Annotated in this window: 25 protein-coding genes; 10 read left to right on the forward strand and 15 right to left on the reverse strand. The window is 45.5% G+C overall.

The features are described from left to right. Window positions 1-77: 77 nt before the first annotated feature. The 14 genes from CKK33_RS17300 to CKK33_RS17365 all read right to left on the reverse strand — a co-directional run bounded on the left by CKK33_RS17300 (window position 78) and on the right by CKK33_RS17365 (window position 12996). A complete protein-coding gene (locus CKK33_RS17300; RefSeq protein ID WP_095705313.1) occupies window positions 78-2120 on the reverse strand; it encodes a copper-translocating P-type ATPase in 2043 nt (680 codons plus the stop codon). 27 nt (window positions 2121-2147) lie between these two features. Further along, a complete protein-coding gene (locus CKK33_RS17305) occupies window positions 2148-3401 on the reverse strand; it encodes an MFS transporter (RefSeq protein WP_095705314.1) in 1254 nt (417 codons plus the stop codon). A 192-nt stretch (window positions 3402-3593) separates the two neighbouring features. After that, window positions 3594-3824, reverse strand: coding sequence for an SHOCT domain-containing protein (locus CKK33_RS17310; RefSeq protein WP_095705315.1), 231 nt, complete (start codon window positions 3822-3824; stop codon window positions 3594-3596). A 16-nt stretch (window positions 3825-3840) separates the two neighbouring features. After that, a complete protein-coding gene (locus CKK33_RS17315) occupies window positions 3841-4122 on the reverse strand; it encodes a DUF5676 family membrane protein (RefSeq protein WP_095705316.1) in 282 nt (93 codons plus the stop codon). Beyond that, the gene (locus CKK33_RS17320) at window positions 4119-4334 is read right to left on the reverse strand and encodes a hypothetical protein (protein WP_095705317.1); all 216 of its coding nucleotides are present in this window, start codon (window positions 4332-4334) and stop codon (window positions 4119-4121) included. Before CKK33_RS17320 ends, CKK33_RS17315 begins: the two co-directional genes overlap by 4 nt. 129 nt (window positions 4335-4463) lie before the next feature. Next, a complete protein-coding gene (locus tag CKK33_RS17325; RefSeq protein ID WP_143822992.1) occupies window positions 4464-4934 on the reverse strand; it encodes a 5-fold beta-flower protein in 471 nt (156 codons plus the stop codon). Window positions 4935-5133: 199 nt separating this feature from the next. Next, window positions 5134-6216 carry a glycosidase gene (locus CKK33_RS17330; protein WP_095705319.1) on the reverse strand — a complete coding sequence of 361 codons (1083 nt, stop codon included), beginning with the start codon at window positions 6214-6216 and terminating at the stop codon, window positions 5134-5136. Window positions 6217-6255: 39 nt separating this feature from the next. Then, window positions 6256-6933 carry a class I SAM-dependent methyltransferase gene (locus CKK33_RS17335; RefSeq protein WP_095705320.1) on the reverse strand — a complete coding sequence of 226 codons (678 nt, stop codon included), beginning with the start codon at window positions 6931-6933 and terminating at the stop codon, window positions 6256-6258. Continuing rightward, window positions 6933-9545 carry a multicopper oxidase domain-containing protein gene (locus CKK33_RS17340; RefSeq protein WP_095705321.1) on the reverse strand — a complete coding sequence of 871 codons (2613 nt, stop codon included), beginning with the start codon at window positions 9543-9545 and terminating at the stop codon, window positions 6933-6935. Before CKK33_RS17340 ends, CKK33_RS17335 begins: the two co-directional genes overlap by 1 nt. A 10-nt stretch (window positions 9546-9555) precedes the next feature. Next, window positions 9556-10011 carry a heme-binding domain-containing protein gene (locus CKK33_RS17345; RefSeq protein WP_095705322.1) on the reverse strand — a complete coding sequence of 152 codons (456 nt, stop codon included), beginning with the start codon at window positions 10009-10011 and terminating at the stop codon, window positions 9556-9558. A gap of 3 nt (window positions 10012-10014) precedes the next feature. After that, complete coding sequence (locus CKK33_RS17350) at window positions 10015-10599, reverse strand: DUF3347 domain-containing protein (protein ID WP_095705323.1); 585 nt, start codon at window positions 10597-10599, stop codon at window positions 10015-10017. A gap of 79 nt (window positions 10600-10678) precedes the next feature. Next, window positions 10679-11179: a DUF3347 domain-containing protein gene (locus CKK33_RS17355; protein ID WP_095705324.1), complete on the reverse strand. Its 501-nt coding sequence runs from the start codon at window positions 11177-11179 to the stop codon at window positions 10679-10681. A gap of 76 nt (window positions 11180-11255) precedes the next feature. Continuing rightward, on the reverse strand, window positions 11256-11666 hold the full coding sequence (locus CKK33_RS17360; RefSeq protein WP_095705325.1) for a hypothetical protein: 411 nt from the start codon (window positions 11664-11666) through the stop codon (window positions 11256-11258). Window positions 11667-11745: 79 nt separating this feature from the next. Continuing rightward, a complete protein-coding gene (locus CKK33_RS17365) occupies window positions 11746-12996 on the reverse strand; it encodes a hypothetical protein (protein ID WP_095705326.1) in 1251 nt (416 codons plus the stop codon). Window positions 12997-13242: 246 nt separating this feature from the next. Between CKK33_RS17365 and CKK33_RS17370 the strand changes: the two genes are divergently transcribed. The 6 genes from CKK33_RS17370 to CKK33_RS17395 all read left to right on the forward strand — a co-directional run bounded on the left by CKK33_RS17370 (window position 13243) and on the right by CKK33_RS17395 (window position 19285). Beyond that, on the forward strand, window positions 13243-15477 hold the full coding sequence (locus CKK33_RS17370) for a cation-translocating P-type ATPase (protein WP_095705327.1): 2235 nt from the start codon (window positions 13243-13245) through the stop codon (window positions 15475-15477). A 14-nt stretch (window positions 15478-15491) separates the two neighbouring features. After that, window positions 15492-15704, forward strand: a complete 213-nt coding sequence (locus tag CKK33_RS17375) for a heavy-metal-associated domain-containing protein (RefSeq protein ID WP_095705328.1) — start codon at window positions 15492-15494, stop codon at window positions 15702-15704. A gap of 110 nt (window positions 15705-15814) precedes the next feature. After that, window positions 15815-16288: a hypothetical protein gene (locus CKK33_RS17380; protein ID WP_095705329.1), complete on the forward strand. Its 474-nt coding sequence runs from the start codon at window positions 15815-15817 to the stop codon at window positions 16286-16288. A gap of 68 nt (window positions 16289-16356) precedes the next feature. Beyond that, window positions 16357-16920 (forward strand): AraC family transcriptional regulator, encoded by a 564-nt coding sequence (locus tag CKK33_RS17385; protein WP_095705330.1) that lies wholly within the window; start codon window positions 16357-16359, stop codon window positions 16918-16920. A gap of 13 nt (window positions 16921-16933) precedes the next feature. After that, the gene (locus CKK33_RS17390) at window positions 16934-18430 is read left to right on the forward strand and encodes a hypothetical protein (RefSeq protein WP_095705331.1); all 1497 of its coding nucleotides are present in this window, start codon (window positions 16934-16936) and stop codon (window positions 18428-18430) included. Window positions 18431-18670: 240 nt separating this feature from the next. After that, window positions 18671-19285 (forward strand): TetR/AcrR family transcriptional regulator, encoded by a 615-nt coding sequence (locus CKK33_RS17395; protein ID WP_095705332.1) that lies wholly within the window; start codon window positions 18671-18673, stop codon window positions 19283-19285. Between the two features lie 46 nt (window positions 19286-19331). Here the strand turns inward: CKK33_RS17395 and CKK33_RS17400 are convergent, their stop codons facing one another. Then, window positions 19332-19556 carry a helix-turn-helix transcriptional regulator gene (locus tag CKK33_RS17400; RefSeq protein ID WP_095705333.1) on the reverse strand — a complete coding sequence of 75 codons (225 nt, stop codon included), beginning with the start codon at window positions 19554-19556 and terminating at the stop codon, window positions 19332-19334. Window positions 19557-19704: 148 nt separating this feature from the next. Between CKK33_RS17400 and CKK33_RS17405 the strand changes: the two genes are divergently transcribed. From CKK33_RS17405 to CKK33_RS17420, 4 genes are all read left to right on the forward strand, one after another. Beyond that, window positions 19705-19947, forward strand: a complete 243-nt coding sequence (locus CKK33_RS17405) for a hypothetical protein (RefSeq protein ID WP_143822993.1) — start codon at window positions 19705-19707, stop codon at window positions 19945-19947. A 172-nt stretch (window positions 19948-20119) separates the two neighbouring features. Further along, window positions 20120-20668, forward strand: coding sequence for a hypothetical protein (locus tag CKK33_RS17410; protein ID WP_095705335.1), 549 nt, complete (start codon window positions 20120-20122; stop codon window positions 20666-20668). A gap of 198 nt (window positions 20669-20866) precedes the next feature. Then, window positions 20867-21691 carry a universal stress protein gene (locus CKK33_RS17415; RefSeq protein ID WP_095705336.1) on the forward strand — a complete coding sequence of 275 codons (825 nt, stop codon included), beginning with the start codon at window positions 20867-20869 and terminating at the stop codon, window positions 21689-21691. Between the two features lie 725 nt (window positions 21692-22416). Then, a complete protein-coding gene (locus tag CKK33_RS17420) occupies window positions 22417-23424 on the forward strand; it encodes an ATP-binding protein (RefSeq protein ID WP_095705337.1) in 1008 nt (335 codons plus the stop codon). The last annotated feature ends 106 nt before the right edge of the window (window positions 23425-23530 follow it).

Raw genomic sequence — 23530 nt, forward strand, 5'->3', positions numbered from 1 at the left:
GCGCCTGGCCGGTTACTATACCAAGCTATTGAAACCGGCGGCTGATCAACATTCCAGGAGGTAAAGAAAAGTAAAATTTAATTTTTCACCTTTAACAACGCGGCATTGATCGCAACCACAACAGTGCTGACGGTCATCAATACAGCCCCTGCGGCAGGGCTTAATACAATGCCCTGGTTATAAAGCACACCGGCAGCCAACGGCAAGGCAACGACATTGTACCCGGTTGCCCAAACCAGGTTCTGGATCATCTTGCGATACGTTGCTTTTCCGAATAAAATTAAACCAACAATATCTTTCGGATTGCTGTTCACCAGAACAATGCCTGCGGTTTCCGCAGCGATATCGCTGCCCGACCCAACGGCAATGCCGATATCGGCCTGTGCCAATGCAGGCGCATCGTTGACGCCGTCCCCGGTCATCGCTACGAATTCGCCCTTTTTCTGTAATGCTTTTATTTCTTTCAATTTCTGATCAGGCAATACTTCGGCGATAAAACTATCCATGCCCAAAGTCTTGCTTACGCTTGCCGCTACTTTACTGTTGTCCCCGGTAAGCAATATGGATTTAATCTTTTCCTGTTTTAAAGTTTTGATCGCTTCTGCCGATTCAGGCCGTATTTTGTCGGACAAAGCAATGTATCCGGCCAATTTTTTATCAATGATGACAAATACAACTGTTTCTGTATCATCAGCGGTAAAACCCTCAGGAATGGTTATCTTATTTTCCTTTAAATAGCCGGGGCTGACAACCAATATTTTTTTACCTTCTACCGTTGCTTCCACACCTTTGCCTGTAATGGCATTAAAATTTTCCGTTGCCGGTACTTTGATAGCCAGGTCTTTTACTTTTTGCAGAATGCCTGTCGCGATCGGATGTTCTGATTTTTGTTCCAATGCGGACGCTAAACGAAGGATTTCATTTTCCTTTAGCTCTTTATCAAGGGAAATTATTTTTGAAACCTCAAACTTTCCTACAGTTAATGTGCCCGTCTTATCAAATACAACCGTTGTGATCTTTCTTGAATTCTCAAATGCGTTCCTATTTTTGATCAGTAAGCCATTCTTTGCGGACAGGGCTGTTGATTTGGCTACTACCAGAGGGACAGCTAAACCCAAAGCGTGAGGGCAGCAGATCACAATTACCGTAACCATTCTTTCCATAGCGAAGGCTAAGGGCTGGCCCGTCAGATACCAATATAAGAATGTGGCTATACCACTGCACAAAGCAATAATGGTTAACCATCTGGCGGCTGTATCTGCCAGCAATTGTGTTTTTGATTTTGATTTTTGTGCATCATCCACCAGCTTCACTACCTGCGAGAGGTAGGAATCTTTTGCGGCATGGGATACCGTAACTTTAAAAGAGCCGCTTCCGTTGATGGAGCCGGCGATCACTTTGTCCCCCTTTACTTTCTTTACCGGTTTTGACTCTCCGGTAAGCATACTTTCGTTCAGATAACTTTCCCCTTCGAGTATGATCCCATCTGCAGCAACCTTTTCGCCCGGTTTTACCAGGATGATATCATTTTCTTTTAATGTGTCCGTCTTGACATCATGGATCATATCGGGCATCACCATGTGGGCGTCTGATGGCATCAATTGTACCAATAACTCCAGTTCTTTGGACGCCCCTGCAATAGATTTCATTTCGATCCAATGCCCTAATAACATGATCCCGATCAGGGTTGTCAGTTCCCAAAAGAAATCCATACCCTTTAACCCAAATACGATGGCTACGCTGTAGATGTAGGCAACTGTTATAGCGAAGCCGATCAGGAACATCATACCAGGGTTCTTTGCTTTTATTTCCCCGATCCATCCCGTTAAAAAAGGCCAGCCCCCATAAAAAAATACCACGGTTGACAGCGCAAACAATAGATAGGAAGAACCTGCAAATTGCCAGTCAACACCAATGAAACGCTGTATCATTGCCGATAGCAGCATGATCGGTAAAGTTAGTGCCAGCACCACAAAAAACCGCTTCCTAAAGTCGGCGATCATCATGGAATGATCATGCCCTGCCATACCCATTGAGGGATTGGAGCCATGGTGCATGGTGCTATGGTCCATTTTTGAGTGATCCGTTGCCGGCGATTCAGTGTGATGTTGATGTTCCATTTTTTAATTTATTAATAGATATTAAATTTATGATTTAAGGACCAGTAACTTGTTTTTTGGCAATACCAAATACGCAGACCCCAGTAGAACGACCGCGACCGACCAATAAGCAATATGATTTGACCAAATCATAATTACTCCCCCGGTCACTACACCAGTGACCTGCCCAAGACTATTGACAGAACTAAATATTCCAAGGGATGCCCCGTGCCCTTTTTCTGAATTTTTTGTTATGAGTGAGGCAAGGGCCGGCGTCAAAATGGCCATCCCCGTGGAAATGAAAGCGACATAAATTAGAATCCATTCCATTGCCCGCGAAGTAGTGAGCATGAATATTCCAATGCCCAGGAATAGAAAGCCAAAAGGCAGCAAGCTGTTTTCACCTTTCTTATCGATTAACCATGCAACAGGACCTAACTGCAGAAAGCCCATCAGTGAGCCACAAACGATAAAGACAACGCTCAATTGCTGCGGGCCGAACGAGAAAAGGCGCTGGGAATGTAAGGCAAAGGTGCCTTCAAACATGGATAAGGCGAACTGACTGATAAAGGAAAAAGCAAGTAACGATAGGAATGTCCTATTTAATAATTTCCAGTTTGGGATCAGCAATATATTTGCCTTGGGTATAGCTTGCGTTGCTGCTTTACGGTGAACCTTGTGTGATTCCGGCAGCAAAATAACATAAAGAATAAACACCACTAATGCAAGCAAGGATGAAATAACAAAGGGTGTAGAAAATTTATCAAGTTTTAACTGCCCGAAAAAAAGATTAAGCTTTACATTAACTTTTAACAGATTTCCAAGTAAAGGGCCCGCAACCGCGCCGAGCCCGGCAATACTGCTCAGCACCGCCATATTTTTCCCTCTTTGTTCTTTTGAAGTCAAATCGGCAATGTAAGCCCCTGATGCGGTCACAAAACCGGCGGTAAAAATTCCGGCTAATAAACGGGAGGCATAAAGTAACATGATACTGCCTCCCAACGAAAAAAGGAAAGTGGAGACTGCAAATCCGGCTATGCCCGTCAGGATGAGCGGCCGCCGACCTATCTTATCAGACAATGAACCCAGGTAAGAAGAGAACAAAAACTGGGTAAGCGGAAAACTCCCGGTGATCAACCCTACGTGGAGGGAAACCTTATCAGATGAAATGCTGCCTGACAGCAGCAACTTTTCAATATAGAACGGAAGCACCGGAAGCGTTATTCCCAACCCTGTCATTACCAGGAACACGCCGCACAGCAATATTATCTTTCGCTTATCATATTTTTTTATATTAATCATCCGGGCATTTTTAGTATAATTTCCCCTGCATTGTTAAATCCAAACGGATCAGATCCCAATCAGTCCATGGAAGAAATGATCGTTACCCAACAGGTTTCGGTGCTGATCATTTCCATAAAGTATAGTTGCTGACTTCGGACAGGCCTGTAACTAAAAAAAACTGTTCACCGGTCGCTTGCGGACAGCGGCCATTTATTTTTGCTTTGCTGAATCATTTTCCAGGATCTTTTTCTTTTCCTGGTACTCTTCTGTTGTGATCTCACCCGAAGCAAACCGCTTCTGTAAAATATCGAGCGGCGATTCTTTTTTCTTTCGCTGCCCGGGAATATCATAAGGTGTTGCGAATATCCAAAAAAGGAGGATCATCCAAACGAACCACCATATCAGGTGCATTCCCCAAAAATTACCGTTGTAGTACATCATGATCTTTATAATTTAATTATTTATTTCGGCCTAAGGCAGCGTTGTAAATTACAGCTATGCAAGCGCCCATTAACCAGGCGATAATGAACCACTCTATGATTCCCGTTATCGCTTCAGCGAAAGTAATAGGTGCCTTTCTGATAATAGCAGTAAAGTCGAAACTATGAGCGAGGGAGCCGAAAAATCTGGCCACAGCCTCGTTACCGAGCGCCAACGAAATGATAATGCACCCGGAATAGATGATGGCAACGGTTGTGCCGGCTTCAAATCCTAACTTAGTTACATGCAAACGATTCATGATCTGTCCTCCTTAGGCTGATCCTGGCCCTGTTGTGCTGATGAATGATAGTGTTTGCTATGCCTTCCCATCATCATAAAATGACAGCCAAACATTAACACTATGAAAATGAGAAATGAATAATTACCTGTAATGCCAAATAATGGCAAAAGGAAAATGAGCAGCAGGGGCACTGTGCAACCGATGATCATCCAGAATAAGTGCTTGTTCATAATTCAGTTTTTTATTTGCTCAAAAATGTTGTTACTTCAATATAATTCAGCCAGCGAAAACGCCCGGTAAGCACTCTTGCAGAAGACTTACCGGGCTAAACGAATGAGCATACCCCACGTAAATAGGGCTTATTTTGTCTTCGCTTTATCCGCTTTTTCTTTCTTTAGCTTAGCCTGTTCCAACCAGTAACAATGCGCCGCGCAGGCATGCAATTTATAGTTCTGGTGAACATAGCCCTGGCTATGACCTTTGGGGTCTAAAATTTCACAACGTTCTGCATCGGGGTTTTTTAGCTGAAGCACAACTTCTCCCTCGTTATTATAATAATCGCCGTTCTTTTTAGCCTTTCCCAGTTTGGTGCCGTCTGCACTGATCACATTCCCGTCTCTGTCGATGAAATATAATTTTTGTCCCTTATTGTTCCGGACGATATCATTCTTGTCAATATAGCCGAGTTTGGTACCGCCGTGATCATGTATCCCGCCCTTGGCATCGATCACCAATTTCCTGGTGCTGTCTTTTGAAGTTTGCCCCCAGGCATTAACAGCAACACCCGTGGTCATTGTTAATATCAATAATAGAAAATACAGTTTTTTCATGATTTCATTTTTTTTACGTTGATATAGTTTTTAATTAGTGCAAATTAGCTCGATTTGTCTTTTATTTGCATGATTATCAGCAATTTAAAAAGTGATTAATATCATTTAATTCATAACCGACGTTTCAATACCTCGTGTTGTATATGTAAAACTGAAACATCGACAACCCTTATCAACCGGCTTTCAAAGAGCATATCTATTATTCCATATCCGTAGGCAATCTATCAGGTATATCCAATCGTGCAACGCCGATGCGGTTATCCGCCATACCGTAATACACATCAAAGCGTTGCGGTTGTCCCAGGTCGTCCCGCCGGTCTATTCCTGTTGGGAATACTACGTTGGCGATCACCCCAACCTGTTCTTCAGGCAGATCCGGAGACAATACAGGGTTCGGCGACCTGTACAATATCCTTTCCGGATGTTCCTTATCCAGTATCATCAGCCCGGCAGCATACCGTAGCTCATGGGCATCATCTTTAGTGGGGCGCATATCGCTTACGCCATGATATAAGATGAGCCAGCCCAGAGGGGTTAACACCGGCGGTGTTCCCGCGCCAATTTTAAGGCTTTCCCAGGGTGCCGATGGGATCGCCAGCGGCTGATTGGACTCAAACCTTGCTAAATGCCTGGGTTTAGCCGGGTCCATTTTGATATGGCAATAGGATATCCAGATGCATTCATGGTGATCCCCTATTCTGCGGTTAATAGATTTCAGCATCGTATCTTCAGGCCTCGTGCCGGGGAAAAGTGGTCTGTGAAGCATAGCCATGGAGAGGTGGTTATGCTTGCTAAGCACCCCCATTGGAAAAATACAGGCGTCCTTGTTATCGATCCCATTAAACCGAATTTTTTTATACGGTAAAAATTTTGCCAGGCCTAAACGCTCCCAGCGGATCAGGTCTGTTGATTGGGCCAGCGCGATACGGGGACCATCTGCCGAAAGAGCGGTATAGGTCATCATATACCGCCCCAGTGTTTCGACAAAGGTTATGCGGGGATCCTCACAACCGCCGCCGCCAGGACGTTTTTCGTAATCCTCTTCCGGCTCCAGGGCAATGCCCAACCGGTCAACGCCGCAGGGGTCGCCCTTTTCGTCAAACTTTACTCGTGCTATCCCAATGCGGGAATAATTTCCCTTAGCCACCAGTCGGGGGAATAAATAAAGCGCTCCGTCAGGCCCGCGAACTGCTGCCGGATTGAGCACGCCCTCGATCTCCATATCATTACCCGGTTCGGGTACCATTATTGTGCCGAGGCGGTGTAATTTAAATGCGCTCATGATGATCCATTTGATGTTTAATCCCCCAATAGTTATTTTCTAACCCTTTTTATAAGCCATGATGATTTGTACCTCCCCAAAGAATGTCTTAAAATGCTCACTGATCGTAATCTTGTTAAATCCTGCCTCATTAATTAACCCCGGAAGTAGCCCTTTGGCGTTAGCTTCCGTTGATTCAAACCCGTCAAGGGTCCTGATCATGTTAAATTTAAACCTTTGCCAGGCAGATGCTGAACGGCCAAAATCAGCTATGATCAGCTGCCCGCCGCTTTTTAAGATGCGATAGATTTCTTTTAGGATGACTGATTTTTGTGAACTATAAATATGATGAAATACGAGACAGGACACTACAATGTCAAAAGAAGCATCCTTAAATGGAAGTCTTTCCCCGTTATACCTGATCAGGTTAATATCGGCCATGGTGTTGCTCCTTCTCTCCTTAGCCCTGTTGAGAATGTCTATATCCACGTCAACACCCGAAATATTGGCTAAAGGATGGGCAGTTTTCAACATTATGGTAAGCGTCCCCGAACCGCAACCAAAGTCGAGAATGTCTGACGGCGTTGATACTTTTATTTCGCTGATCAAAGCCGTTTTGATGGTTTCCTCCGGCATCGTAACCTTTAGTAAACGATCATAAAACGGGGTTAACCAATTAAAGCTCAAGGCGGGAATAAATTTCGGTGCGGCTGGTGTATTGCTCATCTTTTTATTCATTAATAGGTGATTGTTAAACCCGCACCTGCTCCCATATCACTATCGTAATGCGTTGAAAAGGAGAAATACTTAGTAACAATATACCGCAGCCCGGCAGCATATTCCTTGTCGGTATTGATCATGATGTTAAAGCGAAGGCGTTGCATCAGGGGGATGTCTTCGCGGCCTAACTGAAAACGCAGTTTACCGTTCGCGTCAATGCGCATATCAGCTACAAATAACATCGGCAGCGTATAGGCCAGGCCCGCAACCACTGTATGACGGTTTTCTTTGTTGCTGACCTGCCCGAAGAGGTTTTTGTAATCGCTGCCAAAAATATTCTTCTCATCAGGATTGAATTTTTTATAATGATAGTCAAAGCCCACGTAGGGGAACAGCCATTGGTTCCTGCCAATATATCGGCCGACCGTTGTTTCGCTTTCGTACCCCATCATGGCATCCGTACCCAGGTGCCACATGGTAGTTGCTTTCCAGCGGGTACTGCCCAGCATCAACTGCCCGTCTGTTCCATTGCTTTCCAAACCGATCTTTCCCATCAGGTGCGGCATCTGGTCGTCCCAGAATAAACGGCGCTGTGCAAACTCCGGATCGGGAACATCCGGGTTGGGCAGGGAGTCACTGTAACTGAATATGCGGCCCATTCCGCTCATCATATGGTAAAGGATATGGCAGTGAAAGAACCAGTCGCCCCCCGGTTCGTTAGCCGCGAATTCAATGGTGTCCCTTTCCATGGGCATAATGTCGATCACATTTTTCATCGGGGCGTTCTCACCCTGCCCGTTCAGCACGCGGAAGTCGTGCCCGTGCAAGTGCATCGGGTGCCGCATCATACTATTATTATATAGGATGATCCGCAGGTTCTCCCCTTTTTTGATCAGGATCTTATCCGACTCGGAAACGGTTTTGTTATCCAGCGTCCAAACGTAACGGTTCATATTGCCCGTCAGGTCGAACTTCAGCTCCTTCCACGGGCCGTTTGGTAATATTGTCTTGTTCGGGTCACGCAGCATGCTGTAATTAAGGGTGACCAGGTCTGCATTGTCCGTATCCATATTCATGCCTGACATACTTTTATCAGTCGGTTGTTGCACGGCCGGCATAGCTTGCTGTTCCTTTTTGGCGGGTTTTTCTTCACCGGTTATCTCCGGGTACATCACGGTATTCATATCCATGGTCTGGTTCTGCATTTTCATGCCGTCCATTTCAACCATATTGCCATTCATGTCCATCATGTCGTTCATCATTTTCATCCCGGCGAAATACTTCAGCTTCGGCATCTTACCGGCATAAACCTTATCACCCGTACCCAGCCAAAGTGATGCGGACCGGGTCCGGTCCTCAGGTGTCACCAGGAACTCATAACTCTTATCCTCGGGCAACGTCACCACCACATCGTAAGTTTCCGAAACGGCCACAATGAGCCGGTCGACTTCGACGGGTACCACATCATTGCCATCCGTCGCGACCACGGTCATTTTACCGCCCGCATACTTGAGCCAGAAATAGGAGGATGCGCCGGCGTTGGCGATTCGCAGTCTTACCTTATCACCCGCCTTAAATTGCGGTTGCTCAAGCTGGTTTTTCCCGTTGATCAGGAACTGATCATAGTAAACGTCGCTGACATCCATCGCATTCATTCGCTTCCATTCATTGCCTACCTTAGTTTTAAAATGACCGCTTTGGATGGCCTCCAGGTAACTTTGGGTTGTACCCTTTTTAATAGCGAACCAATCCGTGGCTGCATGCAGGCTGCGCTGTACCTCTTTGGGGTTCATATTGGTCCATTCACTTAAAACGAGCGGAATGGTCGGGATATCCCATTCCTGCCGTTTGTTCATGATAAAAGCGCCGTACATACCGATTTGTTCCTGTAAGCCGGTATGGCTGTGATACCAGTGCGTACCATGCTGTTTGATCGGGAACCTGTAAAGATGAGTGGCGCCTGGCTTGATAGGCATTTGCGTCAGGTTCGGAACGCCGTCATAACGGTTAGGCAGGAACAGCCCATGCCAGTGCAGGGAAGTCTCTTCTTTAAGTTTGTTGTGCACATAGATCTCCGCTGTATCGCCTTCGGTAAATGTTAGTGTGGGCATAGGGATACTACCATTGACCGCGATGGCCCTTTTCGGTTTTCCGCCGTAGGTCACCGTCGTGTCAGCAATATACAGATCGTAACGCACCGTACGCGGAGGAAATTTGGCTGCGACTGTTTTAATAGGTTCCAATTGGGCCTTCGCTGCCGGGCCTGCTGGCATACTACCCATATCATCCATTTTTCCGTCCTGTTTCGTGCTGTCCGTCACCGGCATCTTCATACCCTCCGGCATTTTCTTGATATTTGGCTGCTCTTTGACCATCTTCATGTCTCTTCCCATCACGGGCATGTTCCTGGTGGCCGCTTTTTCAGGAGCGGTCTTTGGCTTTTCTTTAACCAGCTTCATACCGCATTTAGGGCAATTCCCCGGTTTGGTAGCGTGTATCTCCGGGTGCATGGGGCAGGTATAAGTAATTGGCTGCTGTTTTTGCATACCGGCCATGGTTTGCATGTCGCTTTGCGCAAAGGCTATCTGTTTCAGGCAAAGTATCAACACCGCAATTAGTATTTTTTTCATTTTTATTTTTCTACAGGCTATCCGACGTTTGTTTAACCCAGTTCATTAATTGTGTCTTTTCCGTTTGGGAAAGTATCGTATTACGGTGCAGTAGTGTGTAGGAAGACAGCGGCATAGACCCTTCTTCCAGGCTTTGACCGATCGCACGCAGTTTGCTTCGTTGCTTTCGTGCCGTATAGGTTCCGAAAGTATTGAAGTTCAGTTCGGCCTTACCATTCCTGACATGACGATCCATCATTAGCCTCACCGGCTGCAGGCGGGCATACCAGGGGTAATCGGTTTGGTCGCTGTGGCAGTCATAACAGGATCTTTTCAGGATCACGCTCACATTCGCTGGGATCTTATACACCCGGTCGATCGCATTGACAGGCGTGTTACCCGCCTCATTATGGTCACGCGGGATGAACTGAAGGGCGATCAGCACCAATGCGACTATACCCAGAAAAGGTTTTAACAAGCGCTTCATGCCTTATTTGATTTCTTCTTTAATAGAACCGCAGGTCGGCATTTGAGCACCCAGGTATGGGTTTTTGATCGCTTCGGTTTCGCTCAGCCAGTTAGCCCCTTTGTTATGGTTATACATCGGGCAATGATCAACGTATAAGGGTTGTCCGGCGCCAAGTAGTTTAACCAGGTCGACCATATCCTGGCTCAGCATCTCGAAATGCTCCCGCTGATGGGGTAAATTCCCGGCGCTTTTACCAATATGTTCAGCCATTTCTTTGGCATCACCTTCGATGTCAGCAAAAGATTTCTTTTGAGCTGCGTTCAAAGCGGTTTGATCAAATTTTTCGAAGCCTTGTGCAAGCGCTTTACCGGCCGTTGCCGCCTGGTTGCTGTTATCGGCGGCGAGCGCATTTTTTAGTTGCAGGTAATTGTCCAAAAGACCTTTTACCGCTGTTGCAGAGGGGCCTTCAGCGGCCGGGTTTTTTGTCGCGGAAGCCGTCCCGGTGGAATCAGCAGACGTAGTGGTAGCAGATTTATTGGCATTATTGCAGGCCAGCACGGTTAACGTGGTTGCCACAAATGCAGCTATAATGATCAGATTTTTCATAACGGAAAATTTAAGGCAAAGGGATAACCCTGCCAAACGAAGCCTGTTCGCTGGCAGGGTTGTTCATTTTTGTCGGAAATTATTTATTCAGGGTTTCGCTCACCTTGCCGCAGGTCAGCATCTGGCTGCCGTAATACGGGTTTTTGATCGGCGCTTCTGCTGATAACCAGTAACTCTTTTTCATCGGGCAGTAGTCATAATAAACAGCCTCGCCGGTCAGTTTGACCGCTTTGGCCAGTTTAAAGAAATTAGCGGATAAATCTCCAAAATGCTCCCTTTGGTGGGCGATATCCTTGCTTTCAGCGATATGCCTGGCATCGAATGCCAGTTTCTCCTGCAATGGCATAAAAGCATTCATATCAGCCGCGGGCAATGATTTCATGTTCACGGCGCTCAGTAGTTTGCCGAATTCGGCAGCACTGGCCGCTGCATCCTGGTTGCTGGAAGCAACAAGCGCGTTCTTTAAGCTGTAATAAGAGGTCAGTAGTGGTGTCAACGGGGTAGCCTTACCATCCTGCGCGAAAATTTGTTGGGTAAATACGGTCACGATCAGCGTAACCATTAAAAATATTTTTTTCATGATCTTTAAATTTGATTAAATAGTAATAGCGATAAAAGGGCATAGAAATGCCATGATAGTTTTATACCTATTGTAATCAGATCAGGAAACTCCGTATGGCGACCCGGATATCTTTGTCCGGCGGCCGCTTTTTCTCCCGCGTAACCTTCAGTTTGGCTACATAAAGATTGGTTGTTGAAATAAGAAAAAAATCAATGGGCTTGCTGAGGAAAGTAAACGAAGCAAGCGGTAAGAGATGATTGCCTGCCGGTACTTGTTTGGCCAGGGAAGTAAAGTTATTCACGGCACCCTGGCAGCAGGGTTCGTTTGGCGATTGTATGGCGCTGCGGGCTATTTGATCGTGAGTAACGGATCCGGTGGTGTGCCGATGTTCGTGATGCCCTGTCAGCTCGTGATCATCCTCATGCATCATATGCAAAGCGCAGCAGAACCCGGTGACCGTGTTCAGGAGGAATACAACCAGCAATATCAGCGCTTTACCTTTCATTAGGATACAAACTTAAAAATTAACGCGGCGGCAGATTTATATAATTCCGTCATTTTTTTATATTTTGACGTGAAAGTTTTCAAATAGCCGTCCTTGCGATTTTCTGCATAATCGCATGGTCATCGCCAAATTTGCAAAGTGCATCACAATGCTGCCGCAAGTCTGAAAAGCAGATGTATTTCATTTCCATATTTCCCTGCCGGATCGATGGCCTGGTAAGCTGCATGATGACATCTTTCTCGCGCTGATCGGGAACCACCAGGTAAAGTACTTCTTCCTTATTATTTAAGCTACAGCTCAGATCGGTTAACCGCAGGATGCCGGAATAGATACTGGTGCTTTTTTCTACTTCAAACGCCGCGATCACTTTTGACGTGGCTTTTTGAAACCAGAGTACATCGATCAGCTTTACGGTATTCAGTACTTCCTTGTCTAAGTCCATCTGCGGAAAATCAGCCAGGGAAATAAAGCTGAACTTATTTCCGGCCCAGCCTTTGGAGCGGTCGTTAGATGCGGCGATCACGTCATAGCCGAGGGAATGCCCGATCTTTAGCAAATGATACTGCATTTCATTATGTAGCTGTTCATCCGCAGTTTCCGTACTTTTTTCCTTGTGGCGCTTTTCGATAAGTTTTTCCAGCCGGTTCCGCTCCGTCTCTGACAAGTATTCATCCTTACCTAAAAGCAACTTTTGGGTACCGATCTCGAAAAGCAGGCCCGCAAAAGCGCCGGTATCCAGGGAAAGTTCATTACAGTGCTTTCGGTTGGTGTCCATAATAACCTCCCTGATCTTCAGATATTCGCTCCAGCTGCCTAACTTTTTCTTATCCTTAAACAGGTAATTAAATCCATTGATGATCGCGGTATTAAACGGCGGTATCCAGGTCGGGTGCAGAAAATACAGGATACTTGCCACGGCCGGGCCAAGGCCCTTTATTTTGAGTGCGTCCAGTTTTTCGATCTCTTTGATCACCTGTTCTTCATTTTTGGCATGGATACAGTTCTCCAGGAACTGCCCGAATGCGATCTTGTTCGCCTGGTTCTCATAAATGTCCGGAATCCTTAATTTGGGCTTCCAGTAAAACGGATGGGATGCGCCCTCAAATACCTGTTTTTGTTCTGTGATGCAGGAAAGCACGAATTCAAGCGACGTGCCTTTAAAGTCATTGCCGAAACGTTTGGTCTTGATATCATCGATTACCTGCAGTACCCCCCTGCGGATCGAACGAAAAGCTTTTAAACGTTCTTCATTGTTAATGAACCAGGTATTATATACCGATTCCTGGTCATTCTTGTATTGATCGATGATGGATTGTAAGTGTTCGCTCATTGCGGATAAAATTAGGTGCCGGCGTAAAACGCGTGCCCCTAAATTAAGCAAGTTTAAATAGATAATAACAATGGGTCTGAAATAACCCTTGCTTTAAGATTCTCTTATCGCCAGGATCCTTACGGGTGATTTCTGCTGCCAGTTCCTGTTTCGGGACCACTTGGCGGTATTTTATAAAAGTTTAACGGAATCCTGTAAAGATGCGGCTGAGCGTTAGGCTAACTTTGTATCCTAAACAGAGAAAGAATGTCACCTGCAACCATATACACCCAGACTTTTCCGGTTACCGGCATGACTTGCGCCGGCTGCGCATCAAGCGTTGAATCGATGATCGGCGCCCAAAAAGGTGTTGAAAAAGCTGAAGTTAATTTTGCCACCCAGTCCGTAAAGGTAGCTTACCACCCGGATCTCATCCGGCCGGAAGGCTTACAGCGATCCGTACAGTCGGTTGGTTACGACCTGATCATTGACACGGAAAATGGAAAAGAAAAAGGTGAACAGGCACAGCTGGCCCACTACCGTGAGCTGAAGAAAAATATCATTTGGGCCGCTGTCCTTACCCTGCCGGTTGTCATGATCGGGATGTTTTTGATGGACATTCCTTATGCCAATTATATCATGCTGGTGCTGACCGCCCCTGTGCTGTTCATCGCGGGCAGGAATTTTTTTACCGGTGCCTGGAAACAGGCACGGCACGGCAGGGCAAACATGGATACGCTGGTGGCGATGAGTACCGGGATCGCTTTTTTCTTCAGCGTGTTCAATACCGTCTATCCGGAGTTCTGGCACCGGCAGGGCTTACATCCGCACGTTTATTACGAGGCGGCATCGGTGGTGATCGTATTTATCATGCTGGGAAAATTGCTGGAAGAGCGGGCGAAATCCAACACCTCTTCCGCTATCAAAAAGTTGATCGGCCTACAGCCGAAAACCGTATTGCTCATAACGCCCCAGGGAGAAAAAATCACGCCTGTTGAGGAGGTGAAGATCGGCGACCTGCTGTTGGTTCGTCCGGGCGAAAAAATTCCGGTGGATGGCATCGTAACGCAAGGCGGCTCCTACGTGGATGAGAGCATGATCAGCGGCGAGCCTGTGGCCGTAGAAAAAAAGAAGGGCGACAACATTTTTGCCGGAACGATCAACCAGAAAGGCAGTTTTCAATTTCAAGCCGAGAAGGTCGGCGGTGAAACCCTGTTGGGTCAGATCATCCGCCTGGTAGAGGAAGCGCAGGGATCGAAAGCACCCGTTCAGAAACTGGTCGATAAAATTGCCGGTGTATTTGTCCCGGTGGTGCTGCTGATCGCGCTGGCGACTTTAGGCATCTGGCTGTTGCTCGGCGGCCCGCAGGCGCTGACACATGGACTTTTAGCCATGGTGACCGTTCTGGTCATTGCCTGTCCCTGCGCACTGGGGCTGGCCACACCTACCGCCGTCATGGTCGGTATCGGAAAAGGAGCTGAGAATGGCATCCTGATCAAGGATGCCGAAGCGCTGGAATTGGGATACAAGGTCAACGCGGTCATCTTTGATAAGACCGGAACGATCACCGAGGGTAAACCTGCGGTCACCGATATCGTCTGGGCCAATCAGGCCGCAGGCGGGGAACAGGCATTATCGGCGATACTGTTGGCACTGGAACAGCAGTCAGAACATCCCTTAGCGGCCGCTATCGTCAGCTACCTGAAAGAAAGGGATATACAAAGCGTGGAATCGGACTATTTCCACAGCCTGACCGGCCGGGGTGTCGAGATCCTGTTTAACGGCCAGCCCTATTATGCCGGTAACCTTAAACTGGTCGAAAGCAGTAAGACGCCACTTCCGGGTGAACTCGCTTTTGCGGCAGCCCAGCTTTCACAGGCCGGAAAAACCGTGATCTATTTTGCCTCACACCTTTCTGTATTGGCTATAGTGGCTTTGCAGGACCGCGTCAAGCATAATTCGGCAAAAGCCATTTCAGCGCTAAAGACCAGCGGTATCGAGGTCTATATGCTGACCGGTGACCAGGCGGTCACGGCGGCCCATATTGGCCGGGAAGCCGGGATCAGTCATATCATTGCCGATGCGCTGCCCGCTGACAAAGCCACTTTTGTTAAGACCTTGCAAAGCCGGGGAAATATTGTAGCTATGGTTGGGGACGGCATCAATGATAGCCAGGCGCTGGCGCGGGCAGACCTCTCCATCGCCATGGGTCACGGCTCGGATATCGCCATGGACGTGGCTAAGATCACGCTGGTATCATCGGACCTGCTTCAACTGCCTAAAGCCCTTAAACTGTCCCGGCTGACTGTAAGAACGATCCGGCAAAACCTGTTCTGGGCTTTCATCTATAACCTGATCGGCATACCGCTGGCTGCCGGTATCCTATACCCGGTGAATGGATTTTTACTAAACCCGATGATCGCCGGGGCGGCCATGGCGCTAAGCTCGGTGTCAGTCGTCAGCAACAGCCTGCGGCTTAAATATTCAAAAATTACTTTTTAATTAAAAACAGAAAAATGGAAACTTTAAAATTCAAGACCACCATCAAATGCGGTGGCTGCATAGCAACGGTTACCCCCGTCCTCGATCATTTAAACGGGGTAGAAAAATGGGAAGTGGATACCGTAAACCCCGATAAGATACTCACGATAAAGGCAACTCCTGATTTGGAGGCAAAGGAGGTGATCGCCGCATTGGCAGCCAGGGGATACCATGCGGAATCCATATAAATAGACCTATTCCGGTAAACCCTTGAAGCAAAGGCTTCAGGGGTTTATTTGATTATCCGGAAAATACACTAAATTTAAACAATTGTAACATTTTGATGTACTATTAGTTAATGAGAAGATTCGGTGCTTTTACGCTGGCTGCGTTTTACCTGTTGTTGACAACAGGTATGTTCGTATGCCTGGTACATTGCGGCGCCGAATATTTTTTTGGAACACCCGGGCATGAATTAGTCGTTCATGAGGATGGTGACGATGATGATCACGACCATGATGCCGCGCCATCTGCCGGACATGATGATGAGCACGAAAAGGAAAAATCACAGCACCATAAGAAATCCTGCGGGGAAGGCAAAGATTGCAGTTGCTGTAACCGGCACGACAACTATGTGGTTAAAGAAAACACTTCCGGATCACTCGAATTTCAATCGTTCGCCATCCAGGTCATCCTGTTCCCATTACCTTACCAGGCATTGCCACCAATGCCCGGCATTTACGAAGCCAAAGTATCCTGGCTTAACGCAACCGGACCGCCTGGGGCGGTCAGACCACCGCTATTTATTAAATACCGATCCCTTCTGATCTGATTCAAGCTTTGCCGCCTTCTGCGGCCTGAAGAATTATTGCCTTCACTTTCTTTTAGCTTGAATAAAACATGACATTATATATTAAAAATATGGTTTGCGACCGCTGCATTATGGTCGTTAAACAACAACTGGAAAACTTAGGGTTCCGGGTCGATTCCATTGCGCTGGGTAGCGCCGTTGTTCAGCCAGAAGCGGATGCCAACCAATTAAGCGCCATTTCTTCCGCATTAAAACTGCTCGGCTTTGAGCTGATCGATAATGAAAAGGACCGTGTGGTACAACGCATTAAGGACCTGATCATTGAAAAGGTACATCACAGCGACCTATCGGACAGCCACCTCAGCTTTTCGGACTACCTGTCTGATCAGCTGCATAAGGATTATACTTATCTCAGCCGGATGTTCTCAGAGTCGGAAGATACCACTATTGAAAAATTCATTATTCAGCAAAAGATAGAAAAGGTCAAAGAACTGCTGGAGTACGGCGAACTCAATATGAACGAGATCGCCTGGAAGATGGGCTATAGCAGTAGCGCTCATCTGTCCGCGCAGTTCAAAACGATAACCGGGTTAACGCCAAGCCAGTTCAAAGCATCAGGGCACAGGCAGCGTAAAGCCATTGACAAAATTTAAAATCTATCATCCTATGAAAAACTTAATGATTACCGCAGCCCTGCTTTTAGGGCTCACATCTATCGCATTCGCTCAAACCATGAAGATGAACGATACAACGAATGCCAAAAAAGATAAAAAAATGGACATGCCGATGAAGCATGACGGGATGAAGGGCATGAAAATGCCGGACACCGCCAAAAAGGTAAAAGGCAAAAAAATGGGTATGCCGATGAACCATGACCATATGAAAGGCATGAAGATGAAAGATACTTCCATGTCGGGCATGGATATGGGCGGAATGAAAATGGATGATATGCCCATGAAAATGATGAGCAGTTCACAATCGCTTAATTTGCCCATGACGCGGGACGGCTCCGGCACCAGCTGGCTGCCGGATGCTTCGCCGATGTATGGCATCATGTTGGGCAGCGGCAAATGGAGCTATATGCTGCATGGCAATATCGCCCTGCGTTATACCAAACAAGACCTTGGCAATAAGGGCAGCAGGGGCGACGACAGGATCGATGCCCCCAACTGGTTCATGGGCATGGCTCAGCGTAAGGTTGGCACAAACGGCCTGCTGCATTTTAACCTGATGATGTCCCTCGACCGCCTGACGGAAGGCGGCGGCGGCTATCCGCTCCTGTTCCAGACAGGTGAAAGCTGGAAAGGTTCTCCGCTGATCGATCATCAGCATCCGCATGATCTTTTTTCCGAAGTATCGGCGAGCTATGCCTATGCCTTTTCCAAAAAGACCGACCTGAGTATTTATGTAGGCTACCCCGGCGAGCCGGCGTTAGGCCCGGTGGCTTTTATGCACCGGCCCTCGGCGATGTCCGATCCGGATGCGCCGATCAGCCACCATTGGTCTGATGCGACGCATATCACTTTCGGGGTCGCGACCATCGGTTTTCGGTTCTATGATTTCAAGATCGAGGCCTCGTCTTTTACAGGCAGGGAACCTGATGAGAACCGTTATGACTTTGACAAGCCGCGATTTGATTCCTGGAGCGGGCGTTTAAATTATAATCCTTCAGCCAATTGGGCGCTGCAAGTTTCACATGGCTATATCAAGAGCCCGGAGGAGCTGCACCCGGAGGAAAATGTTTATCGTACTACGGCCTCGGCTACTTACAGCCTGCCTTTCGGTGATGAGAAAACGTTCAATGCGACAGCGCTGTGGGGCCTGAATAAAATGCCGAACCATGAGGGCAATAATTCGGCCTTGCTTGAAGGTGACCTGAGGCTGAAAAAGCTGGCAATCTATAGCCGTTACGAATTTGTGCAGAAGACCACAGAAGAACTGGTTTTGAATCCTTTGAGCTATGGCGATGATACCATTTTTCCGATCAATGCGATCACCCTGGGGCTGAATTACGACTTGTTTAAGATCGGTCCGCTGAACCTCGCCGCCGGGGGTCAGCTGACTTATTATGCTGCCGGTGACAAACTCAATAGCCTGTATGGTAAAAATCCAATGGGCGGCGAGGTCTTCCTGCGGCTTTACCCCCGGATGATGAAAATGTAGAATTTATTAAAGCATTAACACATGCTATCATGTCGCATCAAAATCGAGGATTGCAAAACCATGGTCGTTCGAATAAGTAAAAAGACTGACTTCCCGCGCTTGTTCGGGAAGCAGTTTCCTTTTTATTGTACAACTGACCTTGTTCTCTGGCTGTGCCGACCGGGGTAAACCTAATGCTAACTTTTATACATCAAGGCCCGTTGCATTCGGGTCTTTCCTAATAACTAAACCTTAACACCTATGAAAAATAAAGAAGAAACTAAACAAAAGATCATCAATGCGGTTGGTGAAATTTTTAAAGCCGAAGGCCGGGAAGGATTGAATTACGCAAAGATCGCTGCCAGGGCGGGTGTGGACCGGGGATTGATCTACCGGTATTTTGGAAAAAATATTGATAAACTGGTTGAGGCCTATGTCGTGCAAAAAGACTATTGGTTAAAATTTGCGGAAAAGATAAATGCCGAGGTCAGCAAACATACACATGAGAGCAGCAAGGACCTGATCATTGACATTTTAGTTAACCATTGGCGATACTTCTCAGTTGAAACAGAAATGCAGCAACTGATCTTATGGGAATTAACAGGAAACAGCGATTTAATGAGAAGTATTCACAACACCAGGGAACTGATGGCCCAGCCCATCATAGAAATGGCGGAAGCGGAATTAAAGCATAAAACCATCAAGTTTAAGCCCATCGCGGTCCTGTTATTAGGCGGCATATATTATGCCAATGTTCACGCGCTGCATAACGGAAAAATCATTTGCGGAATGGATGTGAAATCTGAACAGGGACAGGCTGATATATTAGATGCAATTAAACAGATTATCGAATGGATTTATATGTACGGCAGCTAAGGTTCCTTGAATTAAACGTAATAAGATCGAATGCATGGTGGGCGAACTAAGCGGACTGATCAGGTAGTTGAATTCCTTTGCAAACGGTCGTTAACACATCGCATGGATCAACATTCATAGCTACCGCGATCTTATATAATTCTTCTACGGTTAGCCTCGTTTTGTTGCTATTTGAAAGCTGGGTTAACCTCGCTTTGCTGATACCTGAACGGCGGGATATTTCTGCCTTATTCACTGACTTCTTTGATAAAAATAATCCCAGCTCTGTCATTAATTTCTAAATCCTAAATATTTATATAGAATTAATGTACACCTGTTTAATTAAATGAAATAATTATTTTGATTTTGGATAGATTTTATATACACTTGTTTAGAAAATAGAAACAAAAAACATATGCGCCATCCGCAACAACCACACCATGGAAGATTCGTTTATGTCCAAAACTCAAGAGCTCTCTCTTTACATAAATACAGTCGAAGTATTTTTTAAGCGTAATTTCCCGCAACTGGACAAGGACAAATTTTGGGCGTGGTTTTTAAAAATGATAACCGGCAGGGAATACGATATAAATAACCTGGCCAACGAAGATATGGACGAAATCCTTGTCAAATTAAGAGAATGGGAAGGTTTACTTTTTGCTCCTGAAAAGGACTTATTCTAAAGTCAAGGGCAATGCTCTAAATCAGATTATCCTGTGTCTTTTCTTTTTTGTCGTTTCCGGGGGGGCAGGTTCGGTATCGTAAACCAGATACCCGATGCAATTTTAGCATGTCACACTTTTGAAAGAAAATGCCCGTTAATTTTGTATATCTGCCAACGACAACTTCAAAACGATGAAAAGCCAATTGTTTTATGCCATTCCCGCCTTATTGCTGATCTCAATAGGTTCTGTAAAAGGGCAGGTTAAGGTAAAAATTGAAAGCGGGCAGATCTTTGTCAATGATCCCTGGAAAAGGCCCGATGAAAGGAAATTGCAACCTTTCGCAGATAGCCTGGACAGGAACCTGAACGTCCATCCGAATGACACCACCAGTTTGTTTTACCGGGCGCTGCTGTACTTGCAATTTAACAAATTTATTGTTAACCCGGATTTATCTACCAACAGGGCAACTAACAAATTGCTGTTAGCCATGGCAATGGCAGGAAGGGCCGATAGTTTAAGGATGCAAAATTTTAATTTAAAGGTGCTGAGAGCTCAAATAGCCAAAGAACTGACAAACCGTTATGCGCCAATGGATCTGTGGCGGTTCACTGAAAAGCAAATTGCTGAAAGGAAAAAGAAGTTCGAGTATTTTAAGGGATTGGCCAACGCGTATTATGATAAACTGGCTTTGATTGACAAAGATAACGCTTATGATTACCAAAGGCTAAAGGTGAAATAATACTATTTGCGACATTTTTAGACGGGGTAATAAGCCTTGGTAACACCTCTTCCTTTTTATGCATGGGGAACGAATAATACAGAATTAAACAGCCGGCCTTTTGCAACGATTACAACGGGACCCAAGTTTTACGCTCAGATAACAATTCACGCAGAAATTGAAGCTAATTTCAGCTTTTATTACTTACACCTAATAATCATGAAAACCATAATTGCTGCCACAGACTATGCTGAGTTAGCTGAAAACGCTGTGGAGTATGCCGCCGCTGCAATAGCCGGGCTTAACAACTACCGGCTTGTTTTATTTAATGATTTCAGCATGCCGATACACGCGATGAGTGCTGCTGTTTCGGCAAAGGACGTGCAGGATCTTTTAGATGAGAACAAATTATTGCTGGAAGCAAAGGCTTTATTGCTTGCTCAGCAATATGGAATTGAAACAATACCGGTGACTACGTTTTCGTTTGTAGCGGGTGCCATAGAGGAATTGATAACTAAATATGCGCCCGACCTGATCGTTATGGGCATGGAAGAAAAAACGCTTGAACAGGAGCTTTTGGGAAATACGACAACTTCGGTGATCAAAAAACTGCATGTCCCTGTCCTTGCGGTTCCCGCGAAAGCAAAATTTAACGGCTTAAAGAAAGTACTATTTTCCTGCGATGCGGTGCATGGTGTCTCCGAACAATTGCTGGAGCGGATCAAAGAGATCGCCCTGATCACAAAGGCTGAAGTTGAAATACTCTTAATTAATGAAACCGTGGAAGAGTTAAAAGCGAAAGGGGCCGACCCGGATTGCTTGCATCGCATTGATAAGGGACTGGAAGGTATTGACTATTATTATAAGAATATTAAATCGGATTCCATTATACGGGGCATCGCCGGCGAAATAAAAAGAATGGATGCCGATTTGTTGATCATGGCTCCGCAGCAGCATGGATTTTGGGGTTCAATGGTACACCGGAGCAAGACACGCATTATGGCCTCTGGATTAAATATACCCTTGTTATCATTTCCCGTCTAAATATCGCGACAAATGACAGCCTTTCCTTGAAAGAATTGGCGATAACGGCTTTTATAACAGGCGAGGCATTCTGAAAGGTGGTATGCTCCTTTACAACCGGCAGGTCGAAATGGATCATTAATTTGACGAAGTATTCATCCGCGAAAAATCAGCAACGAAACAATAAAGGCTTATCCCGAAAGATAAGCCTTTTCATCATTAGCTCAGTGTGTATATAGGGGGAAAATAAGTTGTCAAATAAAAGCTCCCCAAGTCTTGCACCGGGAAGCTTTCAACCTAAACCTTATCACAATAATGCGGTACAGAAAGTACCCGCATTAAATAGTAGCCAAATCTAATCAATAGATTTAATAATTAATACTTTTATATAAAATATATTGGTGAATTAACCAACATTATTTATCTTGCTCCTATAAACCTTGTTACATGGCTAAAGTTAAGGGCATAGACGACTTTTAGCGCCAAATAGTTGCTGCGAAGCACGCGGCTCACGAAATGCACAGCAGTTAGGAAACACCAAAATTGATATGCAAGTAAGTCTGACTGGTATAATGTAGCAAGCAGGGCCAGCTTTGGGCAAAACATCTGTTCGAGGTACTGCAAATGATAGAAGCTATTTAATGCATTGAATTTATAGGCAGGAAATTTGATATAAGGTCAGGAAGTATGGTGTTGCTTAATCCCGGTAATGATTAAATTAGAAGTGGTGGCCTAAACCGTATCAAATGAAAATAAACAATCTTATTGACCGCAATTTTAGCGCTGTGTCTGTTTTAGAAGATACGAGGGTAGTCGCAGATATTCTAAAGGAAACCCCGTATACAGCCGTCATCGATGAGGAAGATCAGACCATTGGTATTATTACCATTAAAGATCTGCAAGCGAACCCGGAAAGCCTGCAAGTTATTGATTGTAATATTACCAAGCCTAAAGTCAGCTCCGAGCAAACCATCATTGAAACTTTTAACTTGATGAAAGAAGCAAAGTCGGATTTTTTACCAGTTTACGAGAATGATCAATTTGTCGGTGTTATTTCCTTAATGTCCGTTATGGAGAAGCTTGTTTTTGAAGTTGCCGAAATGAAACAACACTATCAAAAAGTTATTCATGACCTTAGAAATCCTATCGGCAATTTACAAGGATTATCAAACATCCTTAATGAAACATTAACAGATAAGGAAAACCACGACCTTTTAAAGTTGCTTAATCTATCCTGTAAACATGCATTGGATATTTTAGACGATTTGTTATTTGTGGAGATTGATGAAAACAAACCATTGACTAAAATTTCGACAGAAATGAACAGCTTTTATAAGCAATGTATCAATGAGCAAGCAGGATTAAGCCTGCTAAAACAAATTGATATTGCAACCAATCTCAGCAACGATATAATTCTAAAGGAGATTGACAGGAATGCGGTTAAAAGAGCGGTACAAAATGTTATTTCCAATGCTATTAAATTTTCCTACCCCCATTCTACTGTTAAAATTTCCAGTAAATTAGAGGGCGGGAACATCGTTCTGAAAGTTTTAGATACAGGGGTTGGTATTCCTGAAAAATTACAATCCGAAGTGTTTAAGAAATTTAGTCCGGCGCAAAGAGCCGGGACAAGCGGAGAGCCGTCAACCGGCTTGGGGTTATGCTTTGCTAAACAATGCCTGGAACAACATAACGGGCACATCTATTTTAAAAGCACAGAGGGAAAGGGCACAAAATTCTACATTAGTATATAATTTCCATTAAAGCCCCATAAATTAAAAATGAAAAGGAGTAGAATATTATTATTGTTGTTTCTTTTCAGTTGTACCGCCTCAAAGCCAGTTATTGATAACTTACAGA

The sequence above is a fragment of the Mucilaginibacter sp. MD40 genome (genome assembly GCF_002288635.1).
Classification (GTDB): Bacteria; Bacteroidota; Bacteroidia; order Sphingobacteriales; family Sphingobacteriaceae; genus Mucilaginibacter.

Bases quoted from the DNA above. Each gene is read 5' to 3' on its own strand.
- CKK33_RS17410 (WP_095705335.1), top strand. From the start codon at position 20,120: ATGAAAAGCCAATTGTTTTATGCCATTCCCGCCTTATTGCTGATCTCA.
- CKK33_RS17375 (WP_095705328.1), top strand. From the start codon at position 15,492: ATGGAAACTTTAAAATTCAAGACCACCATCAAATGCGGTGGCTGCATA.
- CKK33_RS17360 (WP_095705325.1), bottom strand. From the start codon at position 11,666: ATGAAAGGTAAAGCGCTGATATTGCTGGTTGTATTCCTCCTGAACACG.
- CKK33_RS17340 (WP_095705321.1), bottom strand. From the start codon at position 9,545: ATGAAAAAAATACTAATTGCGGTGTTGATACTTTGCCTGAAACAGATA.
- CKK33_RS17365 (WP_095705326.1), bottom strand. From the start codon at position 12,996: ATGAGCGAACACTTACAATCCATCATCGATCAATACAAGAATGACCAG.
- CKK33_RS17305 (WP_095705314.1), bottom strand. From the start codon at position 3,401: ATGATTAATATAAAAAAATATGATAAGCGAAAGATAATATTGCTGTGC.
- CKK33_RS17420 (WP_095705337.1), top strand. From the start codon at position 22,417: ATGAAAATAAACAATCTTATTGACCGCAATTTTAGCGCTGTGTCTGTT.
- CKK33_RS17400 (WP_095705333.1), bottom strand. From the start codon at position 19,556: ATGACAGAGCTGGGATTATTTTTATCAAAGAAGTCAGTGAATAAGGCA.
- CKK33_RS17345 (WP_095705322.1), bottom strand. From the start codon at position 10,011: ATGAAGCGCTTGTTAAAACCTTTTCTGGGTATAGTCGCATTGGTGCTG.
- CKK33_RS17335 (WP_095705320.1), bottom strand. From the start codon at position 6,933: ATGAATAAAAAGATGAGCAATACACCAGCCGCACCGAAATTTATTCCC.
- CKK33_RS17385 (WP_095705330.1), top strand. From the start codon at position 16,357: ATGACATTATATATTAAAAATATGGTTTGCGACCGCTGCATTATGGTC.
- CKK33_RS17300 (WP_095705313.1), bottom strand. From the start codon at position 2,120: ATGGAACATCAACATCACACTGAATCGCCGGCAACGGATCACTCAAAA.
- CKK33_RS17395 (WP_095705332.1), top strand. From the start codon at position 18,671: ATGAAAAATAAAGAAGAAACTAAACAAAAGATCATCAATGCGGTTGGT.
- CKK33_RS17330 (WP_095705319.1), bottom strand. From the start codon at position 6,216: ATGAGCGCATTTAAATTACACCGCCTCGGCACAATAATGGTACCCGAA.
- CKK33_RS17355 (WP_095705324.1), bottom strand. From the start codon at position 11,179: ATGAAAAAAATATTTTTAATGGTTACGCTGATCGTGACCGTATTTACC.
- CKK33_RS17370 (WP_095705327.1), top strand. From the start codon at position 13,243: ATGTCACCTGCAACCATATACACCCAGACTTTTCCGGTTACCGGCATG.
- CKK33_RS17380 (WP_095705329.1), top strand. From the start codon at position 15,815: ATGAGAAGATTCGGTGCTTTTACGCTGGCTGCGTTTTACCTGTTGTTG.
- CKK33_RS17350 (WP_095705323.1), bottom strand. From the start codon at position 10,599: ATGAAAAATCTGATCATTATAGCTGCATTTGTGGCAACCACGTTAACC.
- CKK33_RS17390 (WP_095705331.1), top strand. From the start codon at position 16,934: ATGAAAAACTTAATGATTACCGCAGCCCTGCTTTTAGGGCTCACATCT.
- CKK33_RS17405 (WP_143822993.1), top strand. From the start codon at position 19,705: ATGGAAGATTCGTTTATGTCCAAAACTCAAGAGCTCTCTCTTTACATA.
- CKK33_RS17325 (WP_143822992.1), bottom strand. From the start codon at position 4,934: ATGAAAAAACTGTATTTTCTATTATTGATATTAACAATGACCACGGGT.
- CKK33_RS17320 (WP_095705317.1), bottom strand. From the start codon at position 4,334: ATGAACAAGCACTTATTCTGGATGATCATCGGTTGCACAGTGCCCCTG.
- CKK33_RS17415 (WP_095705336.1), top strand. From the start codon at position 20,867: ATGAAAACCATAATTGCTGCCACAGACTATGCTGAGTTAGCTGAAAAC.
- CKK33_RS17315 (WP_095705316.1), bottom strand. From the start codon at position 4,122: ATGAATCGTTTGCATGTAACTAAGTTAGGATTTGAAGCCGGCACAACC.
- CKK33_RS17310 (WP_095705315.1), bottom strand. From the start codon at position 3,824: ATGATGTACTACAACGGTAATTTTTGGGGAATGCACCTGATATGGTGG.